The following is a 25,631-nucleotide window of genomic DNA, read 5'->3' on the forward strand; positions in this document are numbered from 1 at the left end:
CAAATGTCCATGCCCGTCAACCGTACGAATTTACCTATGAAAATTTGGAATGGCATTGGACAGGTGCTGATCGGTGATGACATCTTGCGATGCGAATTGATTCATAATTGGTTTATACTTTGAACCAATTTAATGTCTCGACTTCAACCCTGCACCCGGAGCATCCATGTCCAAGCCGATCGATAACACTGCGCCTCTACGGCATGCGCTGATGGAAAAATTGCGCGCGGGCGGCTGGAAAAGCGGCGACCGGCTGCCGCCCGAACGGGAGTTGAGCCAGACCTATGCCGTGGGTCGGGCGCTGGTGCGGCGTGTGCTGTCCGAATTCAAGGACAAGGGCTACATCACGCAGGCGGTCGGTAGCGGCACCTATGTCGCGCCGGACCTGGCGGCGCGGCTGCAGGCGACTGAGCCTGTCGCGCCCGTCACGCACACCAGCCCGGCCGAGCTGATGGAAGCGCGGGTATTGATGGAACCGGTGATGATCGATCTCGTGGTCCGGCATGGCACCGCGGCCGATTTCAAACGCATGGAAGAATGCTGCGCCCGTGGCGAAGCTGCGCAGACGCTGGAAGAATTCGAGCACTGGGACGGCGCGCTGCACCAGGCAATTGCCGATGCAAGCCACAACAACTTCGTTCGCAGCGTGTTCCAGCTGATGAATACTGCGCGCGAACAAGGCGACTGGGGCATGCTGAAAAAGAAAAGCGCGACGCCGGAGCGCCGGCTGGTTTACCAGCGCGAGCACCGCGACCTGGTCGCCGCACTGAAAGACCGCGACAGCGAGAGCGCCAGGCGCCTACTGACCGGCCACCTGCTGCAGGTGCGCCGCAACATGCTGGGCTACTAAGCAGCGCCCCTGGCGCTGCGGCGCCACAGCATCGGGACACGCCGCCCCGGCTGCGAGACGCGAGGGCGCTGCAGCGCCATCACGCCACGAGCTCGTCATTCCTGGTAGCGGGCCATGCTTTGAGGCAGCTTTGCCTGCAAGTCATCCGGACCGGCCAGGGTCAGGTCAAGTTCGCGCAGCAGGCCGTCCTTGACGTCGTAAATCCAGCTGTGGATAGCCAGTTCCTGGCCGCGCTCCCAGGCTTCCTGCACGATGGTGGTCTGGCTCACATTGGTGGCCTGCTCAATGACGTTGAGTTCACACAAGCGGTCCAGCCGGTCGCGCTCGGGCAGGACTTCGCCCAGGTAACGTCCATGTTTCTGGTGCACGTCCTGCACGTGGCGCAACCAGTTGTCGGCCAGGCCGATGCGGCGATTGGTCAACGCGGCGTGCACGCCCGAGCAGCCATAGTGGCCGCAGACAATGATGTGCTTGACCTTCAATAACTGGATCGCAAACTGCAATACGGAAAGGCAGTTCAGGTCACTGTGGACGATGACATTGGCGATGTTCCTGTGGACGAATACGTCGCCGGGAAGCAGCCCCAGCAGTTCGTTTGCCGGAACCCGGCTGTCGGAACAGCCGATCCAGAGATATTCGGGCGCTTGCTGGGAAGAGAGCTTTTTGAAAAAGTCCGGATTCTCGTCAAGGATCGCGCGCGCCCACTGTCGATTGTTTTCGAACAGGTGCTCAAGATTGTTGTTTTTGGTCTGGTCGGTCATGTTTTTGCATTAAAAAAAGCAGCAGGCGCGATTCTATCGGAACTGCGCGGCAAACATTGCCGCCCAGCTTCGTTTGCCGCTCTTGATTTCACCTTTGGCAACGCCCAGGCGCCAGCGCGCTATGTCGACAATCGCGGGGATTTCGTGCCTGCTCAGCATTCGATCACGTTCACTGCCAGCCCGCCGCGCGAGGTTTCCTTGTACTTGAGCTTCATGTCGGCACCGGTTTCGCGCATGGTCTGGATCACCTGGTCAAGCGACACCAGATGTTCGCCATCACCCCGCAAGGCGATGCGTGCGGCATTGATGGCCTTGACCGCGCCCATCGCATTGCGCTCGATGCAGGGAACCTGTACCAGCCCGCCAACCGGGTCGCAGGTCAGGCCAAGATTGTGTTCCATACCGATTTCCGCTGCATTTTCGACCTGTCGGACGCTTCCGCCGAGCACTTCTGCCAGTCCTGCCGCAGCCATCGAGCAGGCCACCCCCACCTCCCCCTGGCAGCCGACTTCGGCGCCGGAAATCGATGCGTTTTGCTTGTACAGAAGGCCAACTGCGCCGGCAGTCAGCAAGAAGCGCACGACACCGTCGTCGCTGGCGTTGGCAATGAAGCGGCGGTAGTAGTGCAGCACGGCGGGAATGATGCCGGCCGCGCCATTGGTCGGTGCGGTGACGACCCGCCCGCCTGCCGCGTTTTCCTCATTGACCGCCATCGCGTACAGGTTGACCCAGTCCAGCGCCACCAAGGGATCGCTGGCATTGCCCGGGCTATTGGCCAGCAGGCTGCGATGCAGTTCGCCGGCACGCCGGCGCAAATGCAGGCCGCCCGGCAATTCGCCCTCTGCCGCGCAGCCGCGCTCCACGCATTGCTGCATCACGCGCCAGATTGCCAGCAAGCCGGTGCGCACCTCCTGTTCGGTGCGCCAGGCTTTTTCGTTTTCCAGCATCAACTGGCTGATACGCAGCTGGTCGCGCTCGCAATGCGCCAGCAGCTCGGCCCCGCTGTTGAAGGGATAAGCCAATTGTGTGTCATCCGGCAGCAGTCGGTCCGTGCCAGTGGCGTCCTGGTTGACGACGAAGCCACCGCCAACCGAGTAATAGGTCCGGCTGCTGATTTCGCTGCCATCGGCCGCGAACGCGGTGAAGCACATGCCATTGGCATGAAACGGCAGCGCCTTGCGCCGGTAGAACAGCAGGTGCTGTGCCGGGTCGAAGGCGACCACATGCGTGCCCAGCAGCCGTATGCTTGCACTGGCGGCGATCCCGGCCAACCTGGGCGCTACCTGGTCGGGGTCGACGCCTTCCGGTGTTTCGCCCTCCAGTCCCAGCAGGACTGCCTTGTCGCTGCCATGTCCGCGGCCGGTGGCGCCGAGCGAGCCGTACAGTTCGGTCCGTACAGCAGCAACCTGCCCGAGCAATCCATCGCGCTGCAGTCCGAGCGCAAACATGCGCGCTGCGCGCATCGGCCCCACCGTGTGCGAACTGGAGGGGCCGATACCGATCTTGAACAAGTCGAAAACGCTGATCGCCATGAATAGTGGTTTGCTCTCGTTAATCAGTAATGACAAGCGGCCCGGACCCATTACTGCAATCCCAGGCCAAACGCCAGGGGTAAGCGTCCGGCATGCTGGCAGACAGCGCAATCTGCGCTTGGTTGCAGCGGATTTACCTGGCCCTGCCAAGACAGCAAGTCCGGGACGCCGTGCAAAGCAGCATCTGACGGCCCGACTTTATCATTTCGTCTTTACTTGTTGGCCAGCTTGCACGGATTGACGTGGATATGCCGCATCATAGCGGCCGCGAATCCCGATATATCTTTCGTATTCGCTTGCCCGATCAATGGAGAATTTGTCGATGCAGTCCACCCCTGCGGCCAATATCGTCGCGCTTGAATCGCTTGCCGCCAGTTTTTCCGGCCGGCTGCTGACCGATCCCGCCGACACGGCGCCTTTCCTGACCGACTGGATGGGGAAATGGCGCGGCAAGGCACTGGCAGTGGCCCAACCCGACACGACAGAAGACGCCGCCATCATCGTGCGCTGGTGCGCCGCCCACCAGGTGCCGATCGTGACCCAGGGTGGTAATACCGGCATGGTCGGCGGTGGAATTCCGGACGCCGACGGTCGTGCCTTGCTGCTGTCGACCCGCCGCATGCGTCGCGTGCGCGCGGTCGACCCGATCAACAATACGCTGACCGTCGACGCCGGCGTCACCTTGCTCGAAGTGCAGCAGGCGGCCAGTGCGGCCGGGCGTCTGTTTCCGCTGTCGCTCAGCGCCGAAGGCAGTTGCACCATCGGCGGCAATCTCGCCACCAATGCCGGTGGCGTGCAGGTGCTGCGTTACGGCAATGCGCGCGAATTGTGCCTGGGGCTGGAAGTGGTGACGGCCGACGGCAAAGTATGGGATGGACTGCGCGGCCTGCGCAAGGACAACACCGGCTATGACCTGCGCGACCTGTTCATCGGATCCGAAGGAACCTTGGGCGTCATCACTGCCGCCACGCTGAAAATGGTCCCGCAACCGGCAGCGCGCATGACGGCGATGGCCGCCGTCGAATCGCCGCACGCCGCACTGCGCTTGCTGGCACTGGCGCAGCAGCGGCTGTCGGCCACGCTGACCGGCTTCGAATTGATGAACGACTTTTGCATGTCGCTCGCGGTAAAGCATTTCCCTGCCTGCCGCAAGCCGCTCGATACGCCGGCGCCGTGGCATGTGCTGCTCGAAAGCAGCGATCCGACCAGCGAAGAGCACGCCCGTGACAGCTTTGAGCGGCTGATGGAAGAAGCGATGGAGCAAGGCTTGCTGCTCGATGCTGCTGTGGCTGCGTCAATGGCGCAGTCCGAATCCCTGTGGCATATCCGTCACTGCGTCGGCGAGGCGCAGACCCGCGAAGGCGACAGCATCAAGCACGACATCTCGGTGCCGATTTCCGCCATTGGCGACTTCATCGTCGCCACCAATGCGGCGCTCGAGCAAGCCAGCCCCGGTATCCGGATGGTCGTGTTCGGCCATCTGGGCGACGGCAACCTGCACTACAACGTGGCCCCGGCAGAAGGCGGCAGTGGCCCGGCGTTCCGCGCATTGCAGCCGCTGTTCAACGGCATCGTGTATGCGGCGATCACCAGGGTCAATGGCTCGATCTCGGCCGAGCACGGCATCGGCCAGCTCAAGCGTGACAAACTGGCGCTGTACAAGAGTCCGGTCGAGCTGGAACTGATGATGCGACTGAAAACCGCCTTCGATCCTGATAACCTGATGAATCCCGGGCGCGTTCTTCCCTGAACCGCCCAAGCTGAGAGGAAAACAAGCAATGCAAGCAGTACACCAGAGCGCCCGATACCCCGTCCAGCAACTGCGGGACGCCGTCGATGCCATTTTCCGCAGCGCCGGCATGCAGGCCGATATCGCCGCCGCAGTGGCTGATTCGCTGCTCGACGCCGACATGATGGGACATGCCACCCACGGCGTGGCGCTGGTGCCGTGGTACATGGACGCCATCAGGAACAAGTGGGTCACCCTGGCGGGCGAGCCGGAAGTCATCGCCGACCACGGCGCCTGCATCACCTGGAACGGACGCAAGCTGCCCGGCGCCTGGCTGCTGTCGGAAGCGATCGACATGGCGATCGCGCGGGTGGAGAAATTGGGCGTTGTCACCATCGTGATGGCCAATAGTTTCCACACTGGCGCGCTGGCGGTCTACATGCCCAGGTTGACGGAGCGCGGCCTGATGGGCGTGCTGGCCTGCTCGGCGCCGCCCACACGCGGCATTGCACCCTATGGCGGAACCAAAGGCCTGTTGTCGCCCAACCCGCTGGCTGCCGGCATACCGACCGATGGCGATCCGATCCTGCTCGATATCAGCGCCTCGATCACGACCTTGAACAGCACCCGCCAACTGTCAGCGCGCGGCGAAAAATATCCCGGCATGTGGGCAATCGACGCGCAAGGAATCCCGACCGACGACCCACAAGTCGTCATGAGCGGCGGCGGCACCCTGCTTCCGGTTGGCGGGCTGGACCACGGGCACAAGGGCTATAGCATGGCCTTGCTGGTCGAGGCGCTGACCCAGGCCCTGCCCGGCTACGGCCGGATGGACGAGCCCGGCGGCATCCTGATGGGCGTGTACCTGCAGGTGATCGACCCCAATGCCTTTGCCGGACTCGGCGCCTACAAGCGCCAGACCAGCTGGCTGGTCGATCAATGCCGCACCAATCCGCCGCAGCCCGGCGTGGAACGGGTGCGGGTGCCGGGCGACCAGGCAATGCGGAAAAAACGGGAAGCGCTGGAAGCCGGCGTGCCGGTACCGGACGGCGTGTTCAATTTGCTGGCCGGGGTGGCGGAGAAGCTGGGGATTGAATTGCCGGCGTCCATGTAAGCCGGATCGTGCTGCGGTCTGCTTCTCAGTGCGGACCGGCCAGCCGATCGGATTCCGGCTGTCGGCACACGTACGCACGGGAATAGATTCAGGTACGGGCCTTGCGCACGACATGCACGACGCAAGCCCATTCCGCCTCTTCCTGATGGACAAGGGCGCCGACTTCAATGAACTCGTATACCGGACCACAGCAGTCCGGACAGTCGATCCGGTCAAGCGCAGCAGCCATCATGGCGGCCAATTGCTCGATTTGCTTTTGATGCGCCAACTCTTCCGGATCCGGCTGCGCTTCATTCATCTGCCTGCTCCACGACTGGTTATTCGCTCTTGCACACTTGCCATGCCGCCGGACAAGTCATGACCGGCCACGCCTGACACAGGATGACACAGCCGCTGATTTCCAACATCTGGCATCGGCGCGCTTCTCGATACAATTCAACAAAGCCGTCGATTGGGCGTGCCATCCGGCTCCGGGATTCCCAACAAGTCGTCAGGGCCCGCCCTACTTCGCAGCTGCGTCTGCCAACGCTAACGACGCCAGGGACAAATAGTTGTGCATCGCCAGGCTAGCCTTGCCATCGCTTACCGTCAGTGTCGCATCGGCGCCGACTGCCAGGGTCGCCTTGTCGCGGATATGGCCTACCGGCAAGCCGGTCACCACCGGCAAGGGCAGGTGCTGGCGCGACCACGCCAGCATGGATTCGAATCCATAACCGTTTTCATAGTCAGTCAGGCGAACAGTGCCCAGGTCACCCAGGACCAGTGCCTGCTGCTGCTCCAGGACGCCGGCATGCAGCAGCTGCAACAGCATGCGCTCAATCCGATAGGGATGTTCGTTGACCTCTTCCAGGAACAGTATCCCGCCAGCGATCCGCGGCAGGTAGGGCGTGCCGACCAAGGTCGCGAGCATCGTCAGGTTTCCGCCCCACAATGTGCCCTCGACCGCCAGGTCAGGACTATTTTTACATTCCCAATCGAGCTGGTGCTGCGGCCGGGCAATGCAATCCCAGAATTGCGCCATCGTGAATTGGCTGCGATCGGCCCTGGTAAAGTCGTCGCAGATCATGGGCCCGGAAAAACTGGAGGCGCCGGTACGCGCCAGCAGCCCCAGTTGCAGCGCGGTAAAGTCGCTGTGCCCGACGAACAGCTTGCCGCTGCTGGCCAGCAAGTCAAAGTCGATGCTTTCGAGCAGGCGCGAGCTGCCGTAACCGCCGCGCAGTGCAATCACGATATCGATTTCGGGATCGCGCGCCGCATCATGCAATTGCGCCAGCCTGGCGTCGTCGGTGCCGCCAAAGCGCTGGTAGCGCTGCTCGGCCTGGTAATAATTGCGCACCAGGTGGCCGTGCTCGCGCAAGCCGTCCACGGCGCGCAACATGGCGTCGCTGTCCGGTGCATAGCCACCGGTGGCGACAATCGCAATCCCGGGAGGGGTCATCTTCATGTGGTCGGCCAGTGGCAATTCGATTCCCTTCGTCTGCTGCGGACATGATGCAAGCTGCTGCGACAAGGCGGCTCGCCTCAGGACACCATTCCCCGTGCGCGTCGCTCGGCAAAAAATTCCTTCAGCACCCGGCCGCAATCATCGGCCAATACGCCGCCGACCAGCGCAGTATGGTGATTGAGCTTTTCCTGCGCAAATAAATTCACGACCGAACCGCAAGCGCCGGTCTTGGGATCCGAAGCGCCATAGACTACCCGCGCCAGGCGGGCATGCATCATCGCGCCGCAGCACATGGCGCACGGTTCCAGCGTCACATATAACTCACAACCCGGCAGGCGATAGTTGCCCAGCATGGTGGCGGCGGCGCGCAGCGCCATGATTTCGGCATGCGCGGTCGGATCGTGGGTGCCGATCGGCTGGTTGAAGCCGGTCGCGACGATTTCGCCATCCTTGACCAGCACAGCGCCAACCGGCACTTCGCCCAGGGCCCAGGCATTGTGCGCCTGGGATATCGCCTCGCGCATGAAGTTGAGGTCGCGCGGATCAGTCATCGGCAGTGATCTCGGCCCAGCAATTCGGCGTTTCGTGCAGCACCAGCCGCTGCAGGCGCAGCCCGGTGCCAAAGCGGTCGTGGAATGCGGGTTTCAGGATGTTGAATGCAGTTCGCGCCAGGTTTTCCACGGTCGGAATGCAGTCAATCACGACAGTGCGGTGCCCGGGCAGGGACTCCAGGAATTCACGCACCACGGTATCTTTCGAATAGGTGATGAATGCATGGTCCCAGACGTCCACCAGGTGCTCGCGGGCGATGGTCTTGACGTCCGAAAAGTCCATGATCATGCCGTTGTCGGAGTGGCCTTCCTGCTCGATCACCTCGCCAACCAGCGTGACTTCCAGCGTGTAACGATGTCCGTGCAGGTTGCGGCACTGACTCTTGTGGTCGGGGATACGATGGCCGGCGTCGAACTCCAGCTTGCGGGTAATGGTGATCATGTCGATTACGGTATTTGCAGTAATTTGTGCGTCTGCAGCGAAAGCTTCCATTGCGGGCGCGCCTTGCAACTGTCAATTGCCAGGCGGGTATTGTGCGCCAGCAGCGGGCCATCCATCGGTTGCAGGTAGAAGTGGTCGAAGTCCAGTGTTTCATAGTCGGCCAGCGATTGCCCGGTTTGCGGCACCACGACCTTGAGTTCATTGCCGCGCTTCAATCGCAGTGGCGCGCCCATCTTGGGGCTGACGCAAATCCAGTCGATGCCAGCCGGCGCTTCCAGGGTGCCGTTGGTCTCGATCGCGATCTCGAAGCCGTGGCTGTGCATGGCGTCGATCAGGGGCGCGTCGAGTTGCAGCAAAGGCTCGCCGCCGGTAAAGACCACATATTTGTGGTCCGGATGCTGTGCCGGCCACAAACGGTTGATCGCCTGCGCCAATGCTTGCGGGTCGGTGAACTTGCCGCCGCCTTCACCATCGGTCCCGACGAAATCCGTATCGCAAAAGCGGCAGGTTGCGGTGTCCCTGTCCTGCTCGCGCCCGCTCCAGAGATTGCATCCGGAGAAGCGGCAGAACACCGCAGGCCGGCCCGCATGGGCGCCTTCGCCCTGCAAAGTGTAAAAAATCTCTTTTACGCTATAGGTCAAAACAGGAACTTTCAAGAATGATGGGGCTACGCCCTCGCGGCGGCAAGCGCCCACATGGTGCGGCTGCTCGGTGCCGGCATGCGCCGGTATGCTTTTGCATTGATCAGCTGACTGATCGTGTCAGGACGACCGCCGGCAGGGCGCCCCCGTCCTGCAAGGTCCTGCATTTTCGCATTTATTACCCACGGAGTCTTGCAACTCGCCCGCGTTGCAGGGACGCCCTCACCTGTGATCAGGAGCAAACGCGAACCCGGTGGCCGTACGAAAACGCGGATTGCCCCAGATGCGGGCGATAAACGCCACAAAAATATTGCAATAAAAACATGTGCGATTAACGGAACACACTTCCCGCCTCACTCACTCAGCGCGGATCGGCAATCGACCGATGATCATTTTTTAACCGCACACTTCCGAGGATTTGAGAATGCTCCGCCAACTTAATTGCGTTGATCGCACTAATGCTCCATTTGTAAACTCGTCCACACTGGCCAATCCGACCGCAACGAGGCGGTCGCCCATCGTGCTGAGCAAGGGCGACAAATGGCTCGCATTCAGTTCTCTGGGCGAATCATTCAAATCCCTGCGCTGGCAACAGCAGGCCCAGCATGTAGAGGACTACCTGAGGCACAACACGGTCGCCCTCACCAAGGCATTCCGCAATGAGCTGTACCTGGCACGCAAAAACTGGGAATTCATCACCGCTTCCACTGCGCAGTCGCCCGCAGAACTTGATGCGGCGTTCGACCAGTACGTTGCAGAAACCATGGCCGAAAATTTCGTCCCCCAAGCCAGGCTGGACTGTTTCCGGAACCATTGGGGCGATCCGGACAAGGTCGCGGTATTGGCGCAGGCCACACAATTGTCCGGCGGTGGCGGGCTGGCCAGATGGCCGCTTGCAGGCGTGTGCGAAGCGCTGCTGGTTTTGCATGATCCAAAGTCCCTAGCGCAGACCCGGCAGGGCCAATATGTTCAGGCCGGCCTGCTGAATTTCATAGATGAAATATCCACGAAATTCGCTGATCCGGAAACCCGGCGCAGCCATCTGAAGGCCTACGTCTGCGCCCTGGAATTGCAGCTGGCCATGCAGCTTCCGCAGGGAGTCCAGGCCAAGTACCTGGCCTGCAAGCGCGAACCGGACCGTTCCGTTCGGCATGATCGCCTCGACATCCTGTTGCGGGTCCAGCTATTTGCGATCGATGACTTGCTCGATACTGTCACGGATGCCGATTTGGCCCTGGAAGCGCTCAAGATCATCTGGATGCAAGCACCTGTCTCCGGCGTGCCGTTCGCCCGCAGGCTGTCGGCGATGCTGGCTATCAGCCTTGATCCTGAATGCCTGCTGCAGGAGATCGAAGAACACTTGCTGGATCGGCTTGAATTGCCCGAAGCGAGCTTGAATCAATACCGTGCCCTCGCTGCAAACCGGAGCAATGTGGATGGGCAGCATCGCGCACAATTCCTGGAACGCGAACTTACCCGTATTTATACGCCGCCAAAGTATGTCAAGCCCCAAAAGCATGCCGAGCCCGGAACGGCAGAGGCCCGGGAACTGCCGACCTCAAACGCTTCGCCTTTCCCCAACATGGTCAGATGGCTGGATTTGGAGCAAATGGCGAGGCGCAATGCCTCCAGCGTGAATGAAAAATTGCAGTCTATTAAGACCAATGTCACGGGCGAGCGCACCGCCGCCAGGCATACTCCCTTGCTCCGGGCGATCCTCGCGGTGACCGATGCGTTGATAATGGACGGCGAGTTGTCCAATGGCGAACGATCACAATTCGCCAAGCGCTTGCTTGCCCTGTCCACTGGATCGATGACGCCAGGCATGGCCTGAGCGTTCGGCGCAAGGCAGCCTGCAAGGGGCTGCCGTGCGCCATCCGCTATCTGCATTCAGCGGGCTAGAGGATGCGATTGAACCAGAGCATCGACAACAGCGCCGACATCAGTGCCAGGCCTGCGGCAATCGCCGAGAAAACCGCCGTTATTTCGGTGGTTTTCTTTTCCATCACGAGCTTGGAATTGAGTGTCTTGTAGACCTTGGTCAGGTCGGGGGCATTGCCAGCGTAAAAGTATTCGGCATTGGTGATGCCGGCGATATTTTTCAGCACATCTTCATCCAGCCTGACCCGCATCGACCAGCCTTCCGAACCGATGATTTCGCCGGCCGGCGTGCCCACCCCAACCGTGAATACCCGCACGCCGCGCTCAGCCGCCATTTTCGCCGACTCCATGGGCTCAGGTCCCGTGGTGGTTTGGCCGTCGGTGAGCAGGATAATGGCGGCAGACTTGTAGGACCCCGGTGGCACGGGCCTGACTGCATCCGGTTCCCTGGCCGGCGGCTGGTCGAGCGACATTGCGCGTGTGGGGTCCCGTGATCCAGGTTCCAAACGGGGATTGGTCGAACTCAAGTCGAATTCAATCTCCGGGAAAATCGTCTTCAGTGATACCAGGATACCGCTGCCTACTGCGGTCCCACGCTGCAATTGGAAGCGCTCAATGGCGGCGATCGCGTCTTCCCTGGACAAGGTCGGTGGCTGCACCACGGCCGCCGTGCCAGCAAACGAGACGACGGCGATGCGTGTCGTCATCGGCGTGTCTTCGACGAAGCTGCGCGCAGCTGCTTGTGCTGCAGCCAGCCGGGTCGGTGCGACATCGGTAGCCCGCATGCTTCCCGACACATCGATCGCCAGCACGATCAGCTCGTGCTGGGAAGGCAAGGTAATCAGCGCGGCCGGGCGCGCGACCGCCACCAACATCGCTGCAATCGCCAGCAGGAACAATGCGGGCGGCAAATGACGCCGCCACCCCTGGCCGGCACCCAGCGCCTCCTTGACCACGGTCAGGCTGGCATAGCGCAGCGCCAGTTTTTTTCTTCGCCCCAGCATCAGCACATAGACCGCCACCAGGGCCGGCAGCAGCAACAGCAGCAGCAACATCTCGGGCCACAGGAAAGTCACTTCAATGCTCCAGATGTCGTGGCATCGCACGGCTCGCGGTGCACTGCGAAGCGCGCAGCTTGCGCAGCGCGGCGAAGCGCTGGATTGCCTCCATGAGCACGTCATCGGTCGACAGTTCCAGCGTATCCACGCCGGCTTCGGCCAGCGCCAGACGCAACGCGGCTTCCCGATATCGGGCGGCCGCGGCGAAGCGGCGACGAAAAGCGGCGTCGTGGGTATCTATTGTCAGCTGTTCACCGGTTTCGGCATCTTGCACGACGAGCAGGCCGAGGTCGGGCAATGCCATTTCCATCCGGTCGTACAGGCGCACCGCCACCACGTCGTGCCGTTGCGCCAGTTGTGCCAGCGTGCGGTTCCAGCCCGGCTCGCTGATGAAATCCGAAACGATGAACACCATCGAGCGGCGCGCAATCAGCGGCTGGGCATGTTGCAGGAAATGTTGCAGGTTGGTCGCCGTGGCAGAGTGCATTTCCGGACGGGCCTGCATGCGATGCAGCAAATGGAGCACCTGCTTGCGTCCGGCCCTGGCCGGGATCACGGCATCGACATCGCTGCCATAGAACATGGCGCCGATACGATTACCGTGGTGCGCAAGCATGCGCGCCAGCACCGCCACCAATTCCAGCGCCACAGCCCTCTTCTTGATTGAAGCCGAGCCAAAATCAACAGAAGGGCTCATATCCAGCAGGAACCAGGCAGTGACGTCACGCTCCTCGTTGAATACGCGCACGAAAGGCGTTTGCTGGCGCGCGGTGACGTTCCAGTCGATGTGGCGTACATCGTCGTGATATTGGTATTCCCGCAGGTCGGCCAGGTCGATGCCGTTGCCACGGAACAGCGAACGGTAGTCACCATGGAGTGTGCCATCGAGCCGGCGGATCACGGTCCATTCCAGCCGCCGCAGCAGGGCTTCAGGCGTTTGCACGGATTCGGACATGATTTTCCAGTGGGCGTTCGGGGGCCGGCAAGTGCTTCATCAGGCGCATGATCAGCTGGTCCGCACTGACGTTATCGGACAGGGCTTCATAGGACAGCGACAACCTGTGCCGCAATACATCGGGCGCGATATCGGTCAGGTCATCGGGCAACACATAACTGCGCCCGCGCAGGAAGGCCAGCGCCCGTGCGCCCACTACCATCTGGATCGTGGCGCGCGGGCTGGCGCCGTAGTTGAGGTATTTTCCCAGGGCCGGGATGCCGTATTTTCCAGGGTCGCGCGTCGCCGCCACCAGCCGCACCGCATACTGGATCAGCGACGGATCGACAAAGCCATCGCGACATTCCCTTTGCAAGGCGGCAAGTTGCTCGGTATTGGTGACCGGGACAATGCTGGCGCCTTCCCCGGTGACCCGATTGACGATCACGAACTCTTCTTCTTCGCTGGGATAGTCGACCAGAATTTTCATCATGAAGCGATCGATTTGCGCTTCCGGCAGCGGATAGGTGCCTTCGGTTTCGATCGGATTTTGCGTCGCCATCACCAGAAATGGCCGCGGTACCGGGTAGGTTTCACCGGCAATCGTGACCTGGTATTCCTGCATGACTTCCAGCAAGGCGCTTTGCACCTTGGCCGGCGCCCGGTTGATCTCGTCGGCCAGCAAGAGATTGGTAAAGACGGGGCCGAAGGAAGTGCTGAATTCGCCGGTGCGCTGGTTATAAATGCGGGTGCCGATCAGGTCAGCCGGTACCAGGTCCGGCGTGAACTGTATGCGCTTGAACGTGCCACGGATGGTGCGCGACAGGGTCTTCACGGTCAGCGTCTTGGCCAGGCCGGGCACGCCTTCTACCAGCAGGTGGCCCTGCGCCAGCATCGCCACCAGCACCCGCTCCAGGAAATGGTCCTGGCCGACCACCACCTTTTTTACTTCATACAGGATGTGCTGCATCTGTTGCGCGACAGATTCATTCAATGGCCGGAATTCATTCATGGGCGTTCCTGGATGGTAGGGGTCAGAACGGTGACTCGCCGGCTGCTGCCGCAGCATTTTCAATGGGTACCGCAAACGCGATGCCGATGAAGACGCCCTGGCCTGCCGGATTGAGGATGGCTGTCACGATGCCGACCACGGCGCCATCCATCGTGACCAGTGGCCCGCCGGAGTTGCCCGGATTTGCCGCCGCATCGAACTGGATCAGGTTGCTGAGCAGCTTGTCGCCTTCGGGCGATGCATACTGGCGGCGCAGGCCGGAAATGACGCCCGACGAGACGGACGGGCCAATACCGAACGGGAAGCCGACCGCGATCACGCGCTCGCCCAGCGCCAGGTCGGTGGTTGAACGCAATGTGGCGGCAACCAGGTCATCCGGCAGGCTGCGGGCCTGCAGTACCGCCAGGTCATTTTCCTGCTGGCGGGCGATCACCGTGGCGTCGGACTTGCTGCCGTCATGGAACACCACCTGCACCCGGTTGGCGCCGGCGACCACATGCAAATTGGTCAGGATGATTCCGGTGTCGACAATCACCAGGCCGGTGCCAATCCCGGTGAGCAATTCATCCTTGTCGCCGCCCGGTTCGCTGGCCTGTTTGGCGGAATGCTGCTGGTCGCCCTTGGCGCCGGCGCCAAACTGCCGTACCCGAACCACGGAGCGCCGGACCGCATCGAAGGCGCGCACCTCCGGTGCTGGCAAGACGGTTTTTTCCAGCGTATGCAGTACTGCGCGGTCAATATCCCTTTGCGTCAGTGGTCGCGCAGGTATTGGTCCCCACTGCTGCCAGCCTGCGGCCAGTGCGCCCAGGATTACCAGCAACAGCAGGCTACGCCACCAGATGTGGCGGGCAATCGCAACACCCGGACGGGATTCATGTGCCGCATTGGCGTTGGTGGCTGTCGCATCGGCGTTGCGCTCAGCCGGGTTCGCACTGCGCGCTGCATCCATCCCGTCGTCGCCGTGCTGCGGCGCTCCGGGCGATGTTGGCGAGCTGCTGTAAAGGCCGATTTTTTTCATGGGATGGGACGATGCGTCATGCAGCCGGACCGATGCAATACCGCACGCCTGGATTGCGCTTGCGAATCTGGATTCATCTTGGTGGACAACAGTTGGCAGCTCACGTTGCCATCAGGTGCTTGACGCTGCGCAAAAGCGAACCGGCACGCGATCTGCGATCAGACCACGCACCGGTTTGGGACCCGGGCCGGGCGTCCACCGTCAAACCGGACCAGACACCAACAAGGCCTTACTTGCTATTGCTTGGCGCCGATGAATCCGCCCAGGGAAATGCGCCCGCTCGCAGAATTGTTCATGGAAAACACGCCGGCAAGTTCGGCCGGACCGGCGCCGCTGCCGCCGGCCGCAACAACCGGTCCGAAGAAGCGTGCGCTCAGGCCGCCGGACATACTGGCATTGGCTGCCGCCGCCGTCATGTAGGCGGCAGTGTCCGCCCCCGCATCGCCCAGGCTTGCGCTGACGGTGACGGCGGTGGGTACCGGTGCGAGGCTGGCGTCATAGGTCACGGGATTGCTCAGTGCCACGGTGACTTGCCGGGTCGCGAAATTCGCCGTCACCGTGACCGCTGCGCGAAACACGACAGGGTCGTCCTTGGCATTCGGGGAATACCAGCCGTAGGCCAGGCCGACATAGGTCGCGCTGCCGGCGTTGGGCACGGTGGCCGGGTCGGTGGCTTCGCCAAAAGCGACCGTGCCGCGCCGTCCGCGGTTGTGCTCGAAGGTACCGCCCCATTCCAGGATATTGACCGTGTCCTGGGTCATCCAACTGCCAAAGTTGGCGTACCGGTAGCTCCAGGTGTCGAGTGTGCGATAGCCCTTGGAACCCGGGAACGGCACATCAGGTGCGGTCGAGCCGCCAAGATAAGTGGGATTGCCGTTGGCGTCGGGCTGTCCAATGCCGGCAGCAGCGTCGCCATCCTCATGCAGCCGGCCACCCACCGTCACGTCAGGTTCAATGCCGCCGCTGCGCCAATTGCCTTGCGTGGTGCGCACACCAGTCGATTCAATCGTCGGACACGGAATCAGGTCGGCCGGGCAGCGCGACGGTTCGCTGCGCGGGAAGTAGGAATTGTTGGCATAGTTGAGCTTGGTGCCGGCAAAATGCTTGATGCCGACATCCCACCAATTGGTGTCGGTCACGGGTGGCAGGGACTTGAAACTCAGCGCGCTACTGTTGTCGAGTTCGACCCGGCCGCGCGCGGTCATGAATGTCTCGATGATGATCGGACGATCAGTCACCTGATCCCATGAGATACCGAGATTGCGCAGCAACAATGCCGGCGTGCTGACTGCGGCGTTGGCATCTTTCCTGATACGCACCTCGGCGCTGCCGCCGCTGGCCGGCATCAGTCCGATTGCCTTGCCCACTTCAACAATGACCGGTTCAAGATCATTGGTGGACTTGCCGTAGGCCTGGACTCCCGAGCGCGTGAGCCCAATGCCATTGTCAACGCGAAGGATGCTGCCGCCGCTACATTGCCAGCCGGCGCCGTCCGGGCAGGACATGGTCATGGCTGCCAGTGCGCCGTCCACCGGGGTAAGGTCTGCCGGAGTACTGCCGCCGCTGCCGGTGGCGCTTGTAACGCCCGGCGTCACAGCGCCGGGACTATCCGAAGCGCCGCCGCCACAGGCGCACAGCAGGACGGATAGAATGGCGGGAAACAGGCGAGCCTGATGTAAAAGACGCATGGAAAACTCCGGAAAGAGAGCTTGCAGATGATCGGAAGAAAACTGCCTCCACGTTATCAATTCGATCACTTCAGTCGTTGATAAAGCCGCAACGATTGCTGCAGGCCAGGCGAGCCAGATCAAATACCCCCAATAAAAAAGGAACCGGAATGAGCGTTACCCTGAAGATCGATTTCGTATCCGATATCGCGTGCCCGTGGTGCGCAGTGGGCCTGAATGCGCTGCAGTTGGCGCTGCGGCAACTCGACGGCGAAGTACAGGCGGACCTGCATTTCCAGCCATTCGAACTGAACCCGGACATGGCGCCGGAAGGTCAGGACACGATGGAGCACCTGGTTGAAAAATACGGTGGCACCCGGGAGCAGATGCAAGCCAACCAGCAAGTAATCGCACAGCGCGGCGCGGAAGTTGGCTTCCCGTTCAATCTTGAGCGCCGCACGCGGGTGTACAACACCTTTGACGCGCATCGCTTGCTGCACTGGGCGCACGAAAAAGGTCAGCCACAGCAACTGGCATTGAAACAAGCCTTGTTGAAGGCCTATCTGTCGGATGGGCTTGATCCGTCAAACCACGAGGTACTGGTCGCGGTCGCCAAAGCGAGTGGACTGGACGAGGCGCGCGCCCGTGAAATTCTCGCTGGCGACGATTACGCGCAGGCGGTGCGCGCCCAGGAACAGTTTTACCTGGAGCGGGGAATCCATTCAGTCCCATCGGTCATCATCAACCAGCGTCACCTGATTCAAGGCGGGCAGCCGGTGGAAATGTTTGTGCAGGCATTGCGCCAGCTAGCTGCAGACCAGGATCAGGCAACTAGCTGAAATAAAAGAAGCGACGGCAGGAACCGGACAGAAAGACGCGATACCCACAGGCTCCGAATATTCCAGGAGCGCGCATGCGGTCATCAATGAAAAAATATCTTGTCTTGGCATTGTTCTTCGCACTGTGGGGGCAGTTAGTGGCGCGCGCTGAAGCTGCCGAGCCCGGCGCCAAGCGCAGCGATGATGGCGTCGCCCATCGTGCGAAATCCTGCCTTGGCTAAGAATTGCGCCGACACAAATTTTGCCATGCGGACAAAGTTGATCTGAATCAAATCAAATCAGGCTCCAGGTACTTAACCTGAACCGGTGACTCAATCAAACAGGAACCCCCCATGCAAAGCAAGCACGTCGTCGTCTGGCTCGATCACACCGAAGCCCACATCATCCATTTCAATCGTGACGACGCAGAAGCAAGTCACCTGAAGTCAGCCGGCAAGCCGCATCTGCACGTGAAGGCATCCGGCAGCGGTGGCAGCGGGCGCGCCGCTGAAGACCGCAATTACCTCGATGGCGTCGTCGATGCCGTCAAGGATGCCGAAGCAATCCTGATCGTCGGGCCTGGATTCGAGAAGCTGGCCTTGGTCAAGCACATGCTGAAACATCACCACCTGACCGCGGAAAAAGTAGTGGCCGTCGAGTCATCGGATCATCCAAGCGATGCCCAGCTGCTGGCGCATGCGCGCAAGTACTTCGTCGCATCAGACAGGATGCGCGTCGCGATCTGACGGCGCACTGCGCTGCCGGGGCAATGTGCGTACTGGACAATGCACAGCGCGCCCCGGCCGGCTCCCCCGCTACAGCGCGACCCGGACCCAACTGGTTTTCTCCCATTGCGAGCCGTTTGCGCACCTCACGACCGTCGCTCATCGCCTGCATCTTCGCGGCGCATGAGGACCTCATCGATCGCTCCCACTTCGGGCGGTTCTGCCGCGCCAGGCGCGCCCGATCATCGCCGCAGCCGGGTCGGCAAGCATGCCCGCAACTGAAAATCGGTTGCATAGCCCAAGCTAACTAAGGTAAATTAAATACATAACAAAGTTAGGTATCTTTCTTTTCGCCTGTCTTTTTCGCCCTAGAAGAGCGCTTGGCGCTCAGCACATGGCAAACAAAGTAGCGCGGGGTCAGCGGCCATAACGACGCAGCCATGCTACGGCGCTGCGTCAAGCCAAGGAGACTGGTTGTGCAGGTATTTGCGTCAAACAGATTCGCCGGACATCAAGTCCGGAGCAGTCACTCCCCGCATGCTTGGCCCGTCCATTCAGGATCGGCAGTGTCACCCCCGCTCCGCTATCAGCCTGCAATCGCATCGGTTGTGGATTGACCGTACGCCCCCTCGTCGCCTGTCCACTGAGTAGCCGGGTCTAATCCGGTATCGGCGTGATTGCGATTGGCGTACAGTTCACAATCCGTAGCGGCGGCATCCGCAAAGACAAGTAAATTCGCCAGCAAAGGAAAACATCGAAGGCTAATAAAAAATTGAAAGAGGGGCTAATAACAAGACTAATCGGGGACAACTTGCCGATGTCGGACAAACAGCAACATGACTTTCAACGCACCGCTTCGCAAGACTGCGAAACGGCGACAAACGGAGGAGACAAATAATGAAACAAACTAAATTCCTGGGCGCTTTCCTGGCGCTGGCGCTCGGCCTGGGCGCTGCCCCGGCCATCGCACAAGACTTTCCGAACAAGCCAATCAAGCTGATCGTTGGCTACGCACCGGGCGGCAGTAACGATATCCTCGCCCGCCTGGTCGGCCAGAAGATGTCCGAGCAGATGGGACAGCCGGTGCTGATTGAAAACAAGCCCGGCGCCGATGCCCGCATCGCGTCCGAATTCGTCGCCAAGTCGGCACCGGACGGCTACACCTTGCTGATCGGCGCCAGCGGTGCAATGACACTCAATCCAGCGCTGTTCGCCCCGCTCAATTACGACCCGGTCAAGGATTTCGCCCCTATCACCTTGCTGGGCGCAGCGCCACTGGTGGTTGTGACCCATCCGTCGCACACGGCCAAGAACCTGAAGGATCTGGTCGGGCAGGCCAAGGCCAAGCCTGGCTCCATGTTCTACTCGTCGGGTGCGCCGCCGATGTTTGTCGCGGCAGAACACTTCAAGAAGCTGGTCGGCATCGAGATGACGCATGTGCCATTCAAAGGCAGCGGCCCGTCGATCGCCGCCGTGATGGCCAACGAAGTGCCGGTTGGCATGGTTGAATTGCCTTCGGCGCTACCGCAGTTGCGCGCTGGCCGCATCAGTGCGCTGGCGGTAACCGATTCCAAGCGCAGCACCTATTTGCCCGATGTGCCTACGGTCAAGGAAGCCCTGGGAATCGAGTTTGACGGCGGCATCTGGGTCGGCTTGTACGCACCGGCCGGCACGCCACAACCGATCATTGACAGGCTGTACGCCGAGGCTGCAAGGGCAGTCAAATCCGACAGTGTCAAAGAGCGCATGACCACACTGAGCTACGACACTAGCGGATCAGGCATGCCGCCAGCCGAGTTCGACAAGTATTTCAAGGAGCGCCTGGTCAGGTGGACCAAGGTCATCAAGGATAACAACCTGACCGTCAAGCGTTAAGCAATCGCGGCGCAGGCCGTCCATGTACGTCCGGGCTCATCATTTCCCGATGCCGGGTCCGGATTTTCCAGTTCATTTAAGGCTACCAAAATGATTGACATCATCCCTGCCGCGCAGCGCGCGTCACGCTTGCTGGGTGCTGGTTTGCCAGAGGCACAAGTAAAAGAATTCCTTTCCTCGTACGATGCCTGCCGCGCCGTGTTTGGCATTGGCGCCACCCGTACGCCGGCACAACTCGACAGCGACAGCGCCATCACGCGCGACCTGTGTGTACAGGGATGGGCGCTGCTCGCCAAGCTGCCGCTGAAATCGGCGCGCAATCCGGCCGAAAAAGCTGCCGGCCATGCGCTGCTGCACTTGCTGTCCGACGGCTCCAGGCGTTTTTTCCGGCAGCACATCGTGACGCTTTACAAGGATCTGACCAAGGACGGAGCGATTTCGCTGCGCGTGGGCGACCTGGTATATCAAGCCGCCGCGCGCTTGCCGGGCATCCTGCCGACGCAGGCCGAAGTCGACGCCGAAGGCGAGTTGATGCAGAAGGACAAGGACGGCCTGGAGATCAACCAGGGCCTGTTCATCAGCCAGGTAATGAGCAACCGCGAGACCGGCTATCACCTTTCGCGCTCGATGCTGCGGCCGATGGCAGAGTCTCTGCAGCACCTCGATGAATTCGTGCGCAACGGCAAAATCGACCTTGGCACGGTGCGCATTGAAGTGGAAGGTCCGACTGCCTATGTCTACCTGCACAACGAGCGCTACCTCAATTCCGAGGACGACACCACCGTCGGACCGCTGGAAATGGCAATCGACCTGGTGCTGCTGCACCCGGACGTGCGCATGGGCGTGCTGCGCGGCAGCGTCGTCGAGCATCCGAAATACAAGGGCAAGCGCGTCTTCTGTTCAGGCATCAACCTGACCCGCATTTACCAGGGCAAGCAGACTTACCTGTCCTTCCTGTACCGCGCCTTCGGCATGCACGCCAAGCTGTACCGCGGCATCCTGGTCACGGATGAGCCAGATAGCCTGAACGCACCGCAGTACGAGCCGGAAGAGACCCAGGAAAAACTGTGGGTGGCGGTGGTGGACACCTTCGCCATTGGCGGTGGTTGCCAGTTGTTGCTGGTGGTCGATTACGTCATCGCGGAGACCAAGGCGTACTTCAGCCTGCCTGCGCGCAAGGAAGGCATCCTTCCTGGCTCTTCCAACATGCGCCTGCAGCGCTACATCGGCGAGCGCATCGCGCGCCAGGCAATCATGTTCGACAAGTCGTTCCAGGCCGATAGCGCCGAAGGTCGCTTGCTGGCCAATGAAGTGGTCGAGCCGGAAAAGATCGACCAGGCAGTGCGGGATTGCGTGGAAAACGCAATCGGCTCAGGAATGGTCAGCGCCGGCGGCAACCGCAAGGCAATGCGCATCCAGACCGAGTCAGTGGAAATGTTCCGTTCCTACATGGCGACCTATGCTTACGAACAGGCGTTCTGCAGTTTGAGCGAGCAGTTGATCGCCAATCTCGAGAAGCACTGGAATGCCAAGGAACGCAAGCTGTGAGCGAGGACTGAGCTGTGTCGACCTTATCAAATCTGTTGCATGCGACAGCACTTACCTTCGGCGATCGCCCGGCCATTCATGACGAAGCGGGCGATCTCAACTGGCGCCAGTATGTAGACCGGATCGCCTGCACGGCAGGCGTGCTGCACGATCTCGGTTTGCGCGCCGGCCAGCGGTTTGCGATCTTGTGCCGCAATAGCGCATTGCAGGGGCAACTGATCTACGCCGGCTATTGGGCCGGTGTAGTGCCGGTGCCGCTGAATTTCCGCTTGTCTGTTTCCGAGATCGCGCAGATGATCGAGGACGCCGAGTGCGATATCGTGATGGTGGATAACGCATTCGTCGATCTGCTGGACCAGCCTGCGCTGGCGCGCTGGAAGGCGCGGGCGCTGCTGATTCCGGTGGATGGCGCCGACGACCGGCTGCCATCGATCACGACACTTGTGGCGCGCGCCCAGGCGCTGCCGCCACATGCATCCGAAGAAAACGATGACGCCATCCTGCTGTACACGGGGGGGACTACCGGGCGCGGCAAGGGCGTGCGGCTGACCCATCGCAATGTGGTCTCCAATGCGCTGCAGCTTTCGCGCGTGATGAACGCGCGCGAAGACGATGTCTACCTGCATGTGTCGCCGATGTTCCACTCAACCGACTTGAAGGCCACGGTGGTCACCATGTTCGGCGGCGCACATGTGTACCTGAAAGAGTTTTCTGTCGATGGCGTGCTGGAAGCAGTCGAGCGCCATCGCGTCACCATCCTCAGCATGGTGCCGACGATGGTGGTGCGCATACTGCGTGAGGCGAACCTGGCGAATTACGACCTCAGCAGCCTGCGTCTGATCAGCTACGGAACCTCGCCTATCACGGAGACCACACTGCGTGCGGCGATGAAAGCCTTTCCCGATGCCGACTTCCACCAGTGCTATGGTTTGACCGAGACTTCGCCGGTGCTCGCCCTGCTCGACGAAGTGGCGCATCGGCGCGCGCTCGACAGCCGGCCCGAACTGCTGCGCGCTGCCGGACGGCTGTTACCTGCGGTCGACCTGCGCATCATCGCCGTCGACGGCAGCATCTTGCCCAAGGGAGAAATCGGCGAAATCGTTGCGCGCGGCCCGCAGATCGCCAAAGGCTACCTGAACCGCCCGGAAGAAGACGCCGCCACGTTCCAGGCCGGCTGGTTCCATACCGGCGATATCGGCAAGATCGACGAGGAAGGCTACCTGCATGTGCTCGACCGCAAGAAGGAAATGGTGATCACCGGCGGCGAAAACGTCTACACGCGCGAAGTCGAGAACGTGCTCGACAAGCATGCTGCCGTGCTGGAGATCGCCGTGGTTGGGGTGCCGGACGCGAAGTATGGCGAGGCATTGCTGGCGGTCCTGGTTGCTGCGCCCGGGCAGGCCATTCCGCCGGATGAGGAATTGATCGAGTTTTGCCGGGGCAAGCTTGGCGGATTCAAGATTCCGCGCAAGTTCATGGCAGTGGATACGCTACCCCGTACCTCACTGGGCAAGGTGCGCAAGCATGACCTGGTCAAGCAGTATCTTTCGGCGCTGGAGCAGTAGGGAAAGGTGAACGTGCATGCGATCGTGACCATTGTCGCTGTCGCATGCACGCCTGCTTGACCACGGATCAGCCGACAAACACCCTTGCCTTGCGCGGCGTGAGCAACAGCACTTCGCCTTCTTTAAGATCCATCTCACGAAACTGCTGTGCGCTGATCTGGGCCTCGATGATGTCGGCACTGCCCGCGGCTTGCGCTTGTGGCGTGACGCACTCCAGCCGCGCGATCGGGCCGATCACAATCGCCCGTACCAGTTTCGCCGGAATGCCTGCCTGTGCCTTCGAGCCCGCCACTGGCTTTTCGCCGAGCTGGTCATGGCGGCGCACTTCCAGATCATGCGGACGTACATAGGCGAATGCCTTGGCATCCTGTGTTCCGATGTGCTCAGGGCTGGCCAGCCGCACGCCATGCTGGTCCGCGCCAATCAGCATTTCGCCTTCATGGGCCCGGCCATGGAACAGGTTGACATCGCCCAGGAACCCGTACACGAACGCACTCGCAGGATGATCCCATACCTGCTGCGGCGAGCCGATCTGCTCCACCTGCCCTGCATTCATCAGCACCACCCGGTCGGCCACCTCCAGCGCCTCTTCCTGGTCATGGGTGACGAAAATACTGGTGACATGCAGATCATCGTGCAAGCGGCGCAGCCAGCGTCGAAGCTCTTTCCGGACTTTGGCGTCCAGTGCACCGAATGGCTCGTCCAGCAGCAGCACCTTGGGCTCCACGGCCAATGCACGAGCCAGCGCAATTCGCTGCCTCTGTCCACCGGATAGTTGCGCCGGATAGCGGTCTGCCAGCCAGTCGAGTTGCACCAGGCCCAGCAGTTCGTGCCCTTTCTGCTTGATGACTGCGTCACTCGGGCGCGACGCGCGCGGCTTCATGCGCAGGCCGAACGCCACGTTGTCAAACACGCTCATGTGTCGAAACAAGGCGTAGTGCTGGAATACGAAGCCGACGTTTCGCTCGCGTACATGCACATTGGTCGCATCTTCTCCGCTGAACAGAATGCTGCCCTGGTCCGCGGTCTCCAGGCCGGCGATGATGCGCAAGAGCGTCGTCTTGCCGCAGCCGGAAGGCCCCAGCAGCGCCACCAGCTCGCCAGAATCGATGTCCAGGCTGACATCGCGCAGTGCCTTGAATGCACCAAACTCTTTGCTGACATTACGAATAGAGATGCTCATGTTGATCTTTGGCTATAAGGGATTGGGCGACAGCAGGCGTTCCGGGGGCAGCGCGATGGCGGCCTTCTGGTCGCGTTCGAACTGCCACTCTACGAAAGACTTGACGGCCAGCGTCACCAGGGCCAGCAAGGCCAGCAGCGACGCCACGGCAAACGCAGCGACCGACTGGTATTCGTTGTATAGAATTTCCACATGCAGGGGCATGGTGTTGGTCAGGCCACGGATGTGGCCGGAAACCACTGACACCGCGCCAAACTCGCCCATCGCGCGCGCATTGCACAGGATCACGCCATAAATCAAACCCCACTTGATATTGGGCAGCGTCACATGCCAGAAGATTTGCCATCCGCTGGCGCCCAGCACCATGCCGGCCTGCTCCTCTTCCGTTCCCTGGGCCTGCATCAGCGGAATCAGCTCGCGCGCAATGAAGGGAAAGGTCACGAATATCGTCGCCAGCACAATGCCCGGTACGGCAAACACGATCTTGATGTCATGTGCCTGCAACCAGCCGCCAAACCAGCCGTGGGCGCCGAACATCAGCACGTAGATCAGTCCCGCCACCACTGGCGACACCGAAAACGGCAAATCCACGAGCGTGGTCAGGAACGCCTTGCCACGGAACTCATACTTGGCGATGGCCCAGGCAGCCGCCACACCGAAGACCAGGTTCAGGGGCACTGCAATAGCAGCTGTTATGAGCGTGAGGCGAATGGCGCTCCACGCATCGGGCTCCCTGAAGGCTTGCAGGAATGCGTCCAGGCCTTTGCTGAGCGCCTCGGCGAACACGGCGGCCAGCGGAAGCAACAGGAACAGGAAAATGAATGCCAGTGCACTGCCAATAAGCAGCCACTTCAGCCAGGCCGGCTCTGTCAGGGCGGCCTTTGCCGCCCTTGAATCATGTGCATTGCTCATGGATTAGCTCCGCTGCGCCTGCGTTGCCAAGCCTGCAAGCCGTTAATCACCAGCAGCATCACAAACGACATGCACAGCATGACGGTGGCCACGGCTGTCGCACCTGCGTAGTCATATTGTTCGAGCTTGCCAATGATGATCAGCGGCGTGATCTCGGACACCATGGGCATGTTGCCCGCGATGAAGATGATGGAGCCGTACTCGCCCAGGGCGCGGGCAAAAGCCAGTGCGAAGCCGGTCAGCAAGGCGGGCGTCAGGATGGGCAGGATCACCTTGGTGAAGGTCTGCAAACGCGAGGCCCCCAAGGTGGCAGAAGCTTCTTCCAGCTCGGCGGCCAGGTCCTCCAGCACGGGCTGCACCGTGCGCACCAC

26 protein-coding genes are annotated in these 25,631 nt (G+C 61.1%); 9 read left to right on the forward strand and 17 right to left on the reverse strand.

What is annotated here, in order from left to right:
• The first annotated feature begins 166 nt into the window (after positions 1–166).
• A complete protein-coding gene (locus Q7T64_RS00675) occupies positions 167–850 on the forward strand; it encodes a FadR/GntR family transcriptional regulator (protein ID WP_304789473.1) in 684 nt (227 codons plus the stop codon).
• A 95-nt stretch (positions 851–945) separates the two neighbouring features.
• Here Q7T64_RS00675 and can read toward each other — a convergent pair whose 3' ends face one another.
• Together can and Q7T64_RS00685 are read right to left on the reverse strand one after the other, a co-directional pair.
• A complete protein-coding gene (gene can, locus Q7T64_RS00680) occupies positions 946–1,611 on the reverse strand; it encodes a carbonate dehydratase (RefSeq protein WP_304789475.1) in 666 nt (221 codons plus the stop codon).
• 152 nt (positions 1,612–1,763) lie between these two features.
• Entirely contained in the window at positions 1,764–3,143 is a 1,380-nt protein-coding gene (locus Q7T64_RS00685) for an L-serine ammonia-lyase (protein WP_304789477.1), read from the reverse strand.
• A 322-nt stretch (positions 3,144–3,465) separates the two neighbouring features.
• Here Q7T64_RS00685 and Q7T64_RS00690 point away from each other — a divergent pair, with 322 nt between their 5' ends.
• Complete coding sequence (locus Q7T64_RS00690) at positions 3,466–4,893, forward strand: FAD-binding oxidoreductase (RefSeq protein WP_304789480.1); 1,428 nt, start codon at positions 3,466–3,468, stop codon at positions 4,891–4,893.
• Between the two features lie 28 nt (positions 4,894–4,921).
• Complete coding sequence (locus Q7T64_RS00695; protein ID WP_304789482.1) at positions 4,922–5,986, forward strand: Ldh family oxidoreductase; 1,065 nt, start codon at positions 4,922–4,924, stop codon at positions 5,984–5,986.
• A gap of 88 nt (positions 5,987–6,074) precedes the next feature.
• Here the strand turns inward: Q7T64_RS00695 and Q7T64_RS00700 are convergent, their stop codons facing one another.
• The 7 genes from Q7T64_RS00700 to Q7T64_RS00730 form a co-directional block, all read right to left on the reverse strand.
• On the reverse strand, positions 6,075–6,284 hold the full coding sequence (locus Q7T64_RS00700; RefSeq protein ID WP_304789484.1) for a hypothetical protein: 210 nt from the start codon (positions 6,282–6,284) through the stop codon (positions 6,075–6,077).
• 204 nt (positions 6,285–6,488) lie between these two features.
• On the reverse strand, positions 6,489–7,430 hold the full coding sequence (gene ldcA / locus Q7T64_RS00705) for a muramoyltetrapeptide carboxypeptidase (protein WP_304789486.1): 942 nt from the start codon (positions 7,428–7,430) through the stop codon (positions 6,489–6,491).
• Positions 7,431–7,507: 77 nt separating this feature from the next.
• Entirely contained in the window at positions 7,508–7,981 is a 474-nt protein-coding gene (gene tadA / locus Q7T64_RS00710; RefSeq protein WP_304789488.1) for a tRNA adenosine(34) deaminase TadA, read from the reverse strand.
• Entirely contained in the window at positions 7,974–8,423 is a 450-nt protein-coding gene (gene queD / locus Q7T64_RS00715) for a 6-carboxytetrahydropterin synthase QueD (protein WP_304789491.1), read from the reverse strand. Before queD ends, tadA begins: the two co-directional genes overlap by 8 nt.
• A 5-nt stretch (positions 8,424–8,428) precedes the next feature.
• Entirely contained in the window at positions 8,429–9,064 is a 636-nt protein-coding gene (gene queE / locus Q7T64_RS00720) for a 7-carboxy-7-deazaguanine synthase (protein ID WP_304789543.1), read from the reverse strand.
• 568 nt (positions 9,065–9,632) lie between these two features.
• Positions 9,633–9,992, reverse strand: a complete 360-nt coding sequence (locus Q7T64_RS00725) for a hypothetical protein (protein ID WP_304789494.1) — start codon at positions 9,990–9,992, stop codon at positions 9,633–9,635.
• 12 nt (positions 9,993–10,004) lie between these two features.
• On the reverse strand, positions 10,005–10,217 hold the full coding sequence (locus tag Q7T64_RS00730; RefSeq protein WP_304789497.1) for a hypothetical protein: 213 nt from the start codon (positions 10,215–10,217) through the stop codon (positions 10,005–10,007).
• A 48-nt stretch (positions 10,218–10,265) separates the two neighbouring features.
• Between Q7T64_RS00730 and Q7T64_RS00735 the strand changes: the two genes are divergently transcribed.
• The gene (locus Q7T64_RS00735; protein WP_304789499.1) at positions 10,266–10,898 is read left to right on the forward strand and encodes a hypothetical protein; all 633 of its coding nucleotides are present in this window, start codon (positions 10,266–10,268) and stop codon (positions 10,896–10,898) included.
• A gap of 64 nt (positions 10,899–10,962) precedes the next feature.
• Here the strand turns inward: Q7T64_RS00735 and Q7T64_RS00740 are convergent, their stop codons facing one another.
• The 5 genes from Q7T64_RS00740 to Q7T64_RS00760 all read right to left on the reverse strand — a co-directional run bounded on the left by Q7T64_RS00740 (position 10,963) and on the right by Q7T64_RS00760 (position 16,655).
• Positions 10,963–12,021: a VWA domain-containing protein gene (locus tag Q7T64_RS00740; RefSeq protein ID WP_304789503.1), complete on the reverse strand. Its 1,059-nt coding sequence runs from the start codon at positions 12,019–12,021 to the stop codon at positions 10,963–10,965.
• Position 12,022: 1 nt separating this feature from the next.
• Positions 12,023–12,958 (reverse strand): DUF58 domain-containing protein, encoded by a 936-nt coding sequence (locus Q7T64_RS00745; RefSeq protein WP_304789506.1) that lies wholly within the window; start codon positions 12,956–12,958, stop codon positions 12,023–12,025.
• Positions 12,933–13,949, reverse strand: coding sequence for a MoxR family ATPase (locus Q7T64_RS00750; RefSeq protein WP_304789509.1), 1,017 nt, complete (start codon positions 13,947–13,949; stop codon positions 12,933–12,935). Before Q7T64_RS00750 ends, Q7T64_RS00745 begins: the two co-directional genes overlap by 26 nt.
• A 22-nt stretch (positions 13,950–13,971) precedes the next feature.
• Entirely contained in the window at positions 13,972–14,967 is a 996-nt protein-coding gene (locus Q7T64_RS00755; protein WP_304789512.1) for a S1C family serine protease, read from the reverse strand.
• Positions 14,968–15,203: 236 nt separating this feature from the next.
• Positions 15,204–16,655 carry a hypothetical protein gene (locus Q7T64_RS00760; RefSeq protein WP_304789515.1) on the reverse strand — a complete coding sequence of 484 codons (1,452 nt, stop codon included), beginning with the start codon at positions 16,653–16,655 and terminating at the stop codon, positions 15,204–15,206.
• Between the two features lie 149 nt (positions 16,656–16,804).
• On the opposite strand from Q7T64_RS00760, the gene Q7T64_RS00765 reads away from it, so the two are divergent.
• The 5 genes from Q7T64_RS00765 to Q7T64_RS00785 all read left to right on the forward strand — a co-directional run bounded on the left by Q7T64_RS00765 (position 16,805) and on the right by Q7T64_RS00785 (position 23,165).
• Positions 16,805–17,473, forward strand: a complete 669-nt coding sequence (locus tag Q7T64_RS00765; RefSeq protein ID WP_304789518.1) for a DsbA family oxidoreductase — start codon at positions 16,805–16,807, stop codon at positions 17,471–17,473.
• A 332-nt stretch (positions 17,474–17,805) separates the two neighbouring features.
• Positions 17,806–18,198 (forward strand): translational machinery protein, encoded by a 393-nt coding sequence (locus Q7T64_RS00770; RefSeq protein ID WP_304789522.1) that lies wholly within the window; start codon positions 17,806–17,808, stop codon positions 18,196–18,198.
• Between the two features lie 876 nt (positions 18,199–19,074).
• Positions 19,075–20,052, forward strand: coding sequence for a tripartite tricarboxylate transporter substrate binding protein (locus Q7T64_RS00775; protein ID WP_304789525.1), 978 nt, complete (start codon positions 19,075–19,077; stop codon positions 20,050–20,052).
• Positions 20,053–20,142: 90 nt separating this feature from the next.
• Entirely contained in the window at positions 20,143–21,600 is a 1,458-nt protein-coding gene (locus Q7T64_RS00780; protein WP_304789528.1) for an enoyl-CoA hydratase/isomerase family protein, read from the forward strand.
• 14 nt (positions 21,601–21,614) lie between these two features.
• A complete protein-coding gene (locus Q7T64_RS00785; RefSeq protein ID WP_304789531.1) occupies positions 21,615–23,165 on the forward strand; it encodes a class I adenylate-forming enzyme family protein in 1,551 nt (516 codons plus the stop codon).
• Between the two features lie 67 nt (positions 23,166–23,232).
• On the opposite strand, the gene Q7T64_RS00790 is transcribed toward Q7T64_RS00785, so the two are convergent.
• The 3 genes from Q7T64_RS00790 to Q7T64_RS00800 all read right to left on the reverse strand — a co-directional run.
• The gene (locus Q7T64_RS00790; RefSeq protein ID WP_304789534.1) at positions 23,233–24,348 is read right to left on the reverse strand and encodes a sulfate/molybdate ABC transporter ATP-binding protein; all 1,116 of its coding nucleotides are present in this window, start codon (positions 24,346–24,348) and stop codon (positions 23,233–23,235) included.
• A 12-nt stretch (positions 24,349–24,360) separates the two neighbouring features.
• Positions 24,361–25,260: a sulfate ABC transporter permease subunit CysW gene (cysW, locus tag Q7T64_RS00795; protein WP_304789537.1), complete on the reverse strand. Its 900-nt coding sequence runs from the start codon at positions 25,258–25,260 to the stop codon at positions 24,361–24,363.
• Positions 25,257–25,631 (reverse strand): ABC transporter permease subunit (locus Q7T64_RS00800; RefSeq protein WP_304789540.1); only part of this gene is annotated, 375 nt, incomplete at its 5' end. The genes cysW and Q7T64_RS00800, both read right to left, overlap by 4 nt.

This window comes from Lacisediminimonas sp. (genome assembly GCF_030645335.1).
In the GTDB taxonomy this organism is placed as follows: Bacteria; Pseudomonadota; Gammaproteobacteria; order Burkholderiales; family Burkholderiaceae_D; genus Lacisediminimonas.